Origin of the sequence: Spongiactinospora gelatinilytica (genome assembly GCF_003236385.1) — a bacterium.
Classification (GTDB): domain Bacteria; phylum Actinomycetota; class Actinomycetes; order Streptosporangiales; family Streptosporangiaceae; genus Spongiactinospora; species Spongiactinospora gelatinilytica.
Window position 1 is genome coordinate 1 of record NZ_POUA01000486.1, and the last position, 4761, is coordinate 4761.

At 71.4% G+C, this 4761-nt stretch carries 7 protein-coding genes; 3 read left to right on the forward strand and 4 right to left on the reverse strand.

Features of this window, described 5'->3' with window-relative positions; genetic code table 11:
- Both C1I98_RS35360 and C1I98_RS35365 read left to right on the forward strand, forming a co-directional pair.
- Positions 1-1186: S1C family serine protease (locus C1I98_RS35360; RefSeq protein WP_146607834.1), on the forward strand; the 1186-nt coding region annotated here is incomplete at its 5' end.
- Positions 1187-1272: 86 nt separating this feature from the next.
- Entirely contained in the window at positions 1273-1638 is a 366-nt protein-coding gene (locus C1I98_RS35365; RefSeq protein WP_111171665.1) for a sec-independent translocase, read from the forward strand.
- Between the two features lie 66 nt (positions 1639-1704).
- Here the strand turns inward: C1I98_RS35365 and C1I98_RS35370 are convergent, their stop codons facing one another.
- Positions 1705-2205 (reverse strand): GNAT family N-acetyltransferase, encoded by a 501-nt coding sequence (locus tag C1I98_RS35370; protein ID WP_111171666.1) that lies wholly within the window; start codon positions 2203-2205, stop codon positions 1705-1707.
- Between the two features lie 10 nt (positions 2206-2215).
- The gene (locus tag C1I98_RS35375; protein WP_111171667.1) at positions 2216-3349 is read right to left on the reverse strand and encodes an Mrp/NBP35 family ATP-binding protein; all 1134 of its coding nucleotides are present in this window, start codon (positions 3347-3349) and stop codon (positions 2216-2218) included.
- Between the two features lie 170 nt (positions 3350-3519).
- Between C1I98_RS35375 and C1I98_RS35380 the strand changes: the two genes are divergently transcribed.
- Positions 3520-3909 carry a MarR family winged helix-turn-helix transcriptional regulator gene (locus C1I98_RS35380; RefSeq protein WP_233508458.1) on the forward strand — a complete coding sequence of 130 codons (390 nt, stop codon included), beginning with the start codon at positions 3520-3522 and terminating at the stop codon, positions 3907-3909.
- Between the two features lie 14 nt (positions 3910-3923).
- On the opposite strand, the gene C1I98_RS35385 is transcribed toward C1I98_RS35380, so the two are convergent.
- Together C1I98_RS35385 and C1I98_RS35390 are read right to left on the reverse strand one after the other, a co-directional pair.
- Positions 3924-4457 (reverse strand): DUF1003 domain-containing protein, encoded by a 534-nt coding sequence (locus C1I98_RS35385; RefSeq protein ID WP_111171669.1) that lies wholly within the window; start codon positions 4455-4457, stop codon positions 3924-3926.
- The coding region (locus C1I98_RS35390; RefSeq protein ID WP_146607835.1) for a CBS domain-containing protein at positions 4447-4761 on the reverse strand (315 nt) is incomplete at its 5' end. The genes C1I98_RS35385 and C1I98_RS35390, both read right to left, overlap by 11 nt.

The following is a 4761-nucleotide window of genomic DNA, read 5'->3' on the forward strand; positions in this document are numbered from 1 at the left end:
GTTCCGCCGAACGCCGCCGCCCGGCGGCGTTCCGGGCGGCGGCCCCGCCCCCGCCAGGCGCTCGCCGAGCGTGGTCGCACTGGCCGCCATCGCCGTGGTGATCGCCCTGGTCGCCGGGGCCGCCGGCAGCATCGGCACCTACCTGGTCACCCGTGGCGGCAGCGATGGCACCGACCCCGACTACAGCCTCGGGGCCTCGCCGACCGGCCGGGTCGAGCGCGCCCCCGAGTCGGTCGCCGGAGTGGCCTCCCGGGTGCTGCCGAGCGTGGTCTCCATCGAGATCAGCGGCGGCGCGGAGGGCGGCACCAGCGGCTCGGGCTTCCTGGTCAAGGGCGGCTACGTCGTCACCAACAACCACGTCGCCGCCTCGGCCTCCCAGGGCGCGACCATCACCCTCCAGTTCAGCAACCGCAAGACCACCTCGGGGCGGATCGTGGGCCGTGACCCCGGCTCCGACCTCGCGGTGCTCAAGCCGGACCAGACCTTCGGCCTGGCCGAGGTCGCGCTTGGCGACTCCGACAGCATGGTGGTGGGCGACGAGGTGATCGCGATCGGCTCGCCGCTCGGCCTGTCCGGCACGGTCACGCTGGGCATCGTCAGCTCGCTGAACCGCCCGGTGGTCGCCGGCGGCGAGAGCGGCGTGATGGACACCAGCTACATCAACGCCATCCAGACCGACGCCGCGATCAACCCGGGCAACTCCGGCGGCCCGCTGGTCAACGGCAAGGGCGAGGTGATCGGGGTCAACTCCGCCATCGCCACGCTCGGCCGTTCGCCGGCCAGCGGCCAGGGCGGCAGCATCGGCCTCGGCTTCGCGATCCCGATGAACCACGCCCGCAGGGTCATCGAGGACCTGGTGACCACGGGTAGCGCCAAGACCTCCCGGATCGGGATCAGCATCGACACCTCCTACCAGGGGCAGGGCGTGCGCATCGCGTCCCAGGCCGACCGCGGCCAGCTTCCGGTGGAGAAGGGCGGGCCCGCCGACAAGGCCGGCCTGCGCCCCGGCGACGTGATCACCGAGCTGAACGGCAGTCCGGTGCAGAACGCCGAGGAGCTGATGGTGCAGATCCGCAGCAAGGCTCCGGGCGAGAAGATAACGGTCAAATTCCAGCGCGGCGGCAAGGAGCAGACCACCACGGTCACCGTGGCCGCGGGTGCGGTGCCGTCACCACAGCCGTCCTGACCGTTCCGGGCATCAAGCCGGGCCATTACTCTGGAGGACGGGGCCGGGTCAAACCCGGTCCCGTCGGCTGGCGGTAGGAGATCGCGATGTTCGGACTCGGCCCTTTCGAGGTCGTGGTGCTCGTGGTGATCGCGTTGCTGGTCTTCGGCCCGGAGAAGCTGCCCCAGGCCGCCTCCCAGGCCGGGCGCACGCTGCGTAACCTGCGGCGGATGGCCAACAACGCCAAGCACGACATCAGGTCAGGGCTGGGCCCCGAGTTCGCCGACTTCGATCCGGCCGACCTCAACCCCAGAAACTTCGTCAGGAAGCACCTGTTCGAGGACGATGACGACTGGTCGCGCAAGCCGGGCGACACGGCGGTCGACACCCTCGACCCGGTCGGCTCGCGCAACGGCGCGCTCGACGAGCTGGGCTACGGCGAGATCCCGCCCTACGACCACGAGGCGACCTGAGGTCCGGCCCGAAACCGGGCGGGCGGTCGCACCTGGTGGCCGACCGGCCGCTGCCCACGTAGGGCCTCAGGCCGGGGGCGCCTGCTGGCCGTACAGATGGACGCGCCGCCCCCGATAGGTCAGGTCGCGCAGGTGCCGGTGGCCGATGCGCTCGGCGACGGCGATGGAACGCTCGTTGCCCGGCAGGATGACCGAGACGATCTCGCTCGCCCCCAGCACCGTGAAGCAGTGCCGTACGGCGGCGCGGGCCGCCTCGGTCGCGTACCCCTTGCCCCAGTACGGGCGGGCCAGGCACCACCCGACGCCGAGGCCGGGGAAGCCGTGCGGCTGCCACGGCCCCGCCCGGCCGACGAACCGGCCGGTGGACTTCTCGATCAGCGCCCAGTGCGAGAAGCCCCGGATCTGCCGGTGGCCGATGAACGTCGCGAGGCTGCGCCAGGCGTCGGCGGGTGAGCCGCCGACGCTCTCGGCGAGCCCTCCCGCGACCTCGGGATCGGCCAGCATGGCGGCGTAGTCGGCGAAGTCGTCTCCGGTCAGCGGGCGCAGAATCAGGCGCTCGGTCTCCACGGTCGCCGGCTCAGGCGGGGGACAGGTTGAGCTGGCGTCCCTTCAGGCTCGCGCCCTTGCTGCTGAGGCCCGTGGCGATGCGGCGCAGCTCGGCCGCGGCCGGGGTGTCGGGGTCGGTGAGCACCAGCGGCTTGCCCTCGTCGCCGCCCTCGCGCAGCCGCAGGTCGATCGGGATCTGCCCGAGCAGCGGCACGCGCGCGCCCAGCGTGCGGGTGAGCCCGTCGGCCACCGCCTGGCCGCCGCCCTCGCCGAACACCGCGATGCGCTCGTCGCAGTGCGGGCAGGGCAGCCACGCCATGTTCTCGATGACGCCGGCGACCTGCTGGTGGGTCTGGCTGGCGATGGACCCGGCCCGCTCGGCCACCTCGGCGGCGGCCTGCTGCGGGGTGGTGACCACCAGGAGCTCCGCGGACGGCATGCGCTGCGCGACCGAGATGGCGATGTCGCCGGTGCCCGGCGGCAGGTCCATCAGCAAGATGTCGAGGTCGCCCCAGTAGACGTCGGAAAGGAACTGGTAGAGCGCGCGGTCGAGCATCGGGCCGCGCCACACCACGGGGGTGTTGCCCGGCGGTTTGAACATGCCCACCGAGATCACCTTGATGTCGTGCGCGACCGGCGGCATGATCATGTCTTCGACCTTGGTCGGCAGCTCGCTCACGCCGAGCATCCTGGGGACCGAGTGGCCGTAGATGTCGGCGTCCACGACGCCGACCTTGAGGCCGCTCGCGGCCATCGCCGCGGCCAGGTTGACCGTCACCGAGGACTTGCCGACGCCGCCCTTGCCGCTCGCCACCGCGAAGACCCTCGTCAGCGAGCCCGCCTTGGCGAACGGGATCTCCTTCTCCGGCCCACGGTCGCCCCGTAGTCTGGTCTGGAGCGCCTTGCGTTGCTCGGCGCTCATCACGTCGAGCTCTACCGTCACCCCGCGGACGCCTTCGATCCTGCCGACGGCCGCGGTGACGTCGCGGGTGATCGTGTCCTTCATCGGACAGCCGGCGACGGTGAGAAAGATGCCGACGCGGACCGCGCCCTCGGGGGAGATGTCAACGCTCTTGACCATTTCGAGCTCGGTGATCGGTCGCCGGATCTCTGGGTCGTTGACCGTGGCCAGCGCGGCTGTCACCTGCTCCGGGGTTGGTGCCATGGGTCCATGGTATGCGACTGTATGCCGCGGGAATTCGTCCACATCCGCCTGGAAGGTGGCTAACGTCCTAGGATTGACGGGTGACTGTGACGGCGGAAGACGCACAGCCGGGGGCAGGCGCTGCCTCCCCTGAGGATCTGGCGGTCTGGCGCATGCTCCAGCGTGTCCAGGTGCGAGTCACCCGGCTTCTGGAGATCGATCTGATGGTGGCCCACGATCTCCCGCTGGCCTCCTACGACGTCCTCAACCAGCTCGCGGAGACCGCGGAGCGGCGGTTGCGGATGAACGACCTCGCCGACCGGGTGCTGCTGTCCCGCAGCGGCCTGACCCGGCTGATCGACCGGTTGCAGCGTGAGGGCCTGGTCGAGCGCGAGGCGTGCGCGAGCGACGCCCGGGGTCTGTACGCGGTGCTGACCGACGCGGGCGAGGCCCGCCTGGCCGAGGCGGCGCCCACCTACCTGCGCGGCATCCGGACCCGCTTCCTGGACGTGCTCGAACCGCAGGAGCTACGGCAGTGCGCCTCGCTGCTGGGCAAGCTGCTGCCCGCCGAGATCTGCTGACACGCCCTGGCCTCTTATCGAGGTCTGGCCCGCACGTCGTCCACCAGGCGCTGTAGTTCGGCGTGCAGAAAGTCACGGGTGGCCACGTCGGCCAGCGCGATGCGCAGCCCGGCCAGCTCGCGGGTCAGGTACTCGGTGTCGGCCTGGTTGCGCCCGGCGACCATGCGGTCCTGCTCGTACTGCACGCGGTTGCGGTCGTCCTGGCGGTTTTGGGCCAGCAGGATCAGCGGCGCGGCGTAGGACGCCTGGAGCGACAGCATCAGGGTCAGGAAGATGAACGGGTACTCGTCGAACCGCCATGTGTCCGGGGCGAGCGTGTTCCACAGCACCCACACCACGATGAACCCGGTCATGTAGACCAGAAAACGCGCCGTGCCCAGGAACCGCGCGATGCGCTCGGACAGCTTGCCGAAGGTCTCGGGGTCGTAGTGCGACCGCAGCGTACGGCGGAACGCGCGCGGCTGGTCCAGCCGGTCGGCGTGCCGGACCCGATCCGCGCGGGCGGCGCGGTCGGGCGGGTCCGGGCGGCCGGGTCGGTCAGTCGTCATGGGCCGGCTCCTGGTGCTCCCGCCAGTCCTCCGGCAGCAGGTGGTCGAGTACGTCGTCCACCGTGACCGCGCCCACCAGGCGGCCCAGTTCGTCCATCACCGGGGCCGCCACGAGGTTGTAGGTCGCCAGGTAGGAGGCCACCTCGGGCACGCTCAGCTCGGGTTTGATGGGGTCCAGCGAGCCGTCCAGCACGGCGCCGAGCAGCGTGCCCGGCGGGTCGCGGAGCATCCGCTGGAAGTGGGCCACGCCCAGGTACCGGCCGGTGGGCGTCTCGGTGGGCGGGCGGGTCACGAAGACCTGGGC

Bases quoted from the DNA above. Each gene is read 5' to 3' on its own strand.
- C1I98_RS35365 (WP_111171665.1), top strand. From the start codon at position 1,273: ATGTTCGGACTCGGCCCTTTCGAGGTCGTGGTGCTCGTGGTGATCGCG.
- C1I98_RS35375 (WP_111171667.1), bottom strand. From the start codon at position 3,349: ATGGCACCAACCCCGGAGCAGGTGACAGCCGCGCTGGCCACGGTCAAC.
- C1I98_RS35385 (WP_111171669.1), bottom strand. From the start codon at position 4,457: ATGACGACTGACCGACCCGGCCGCCCGGACCCGCCCGACCGCGCCGCC.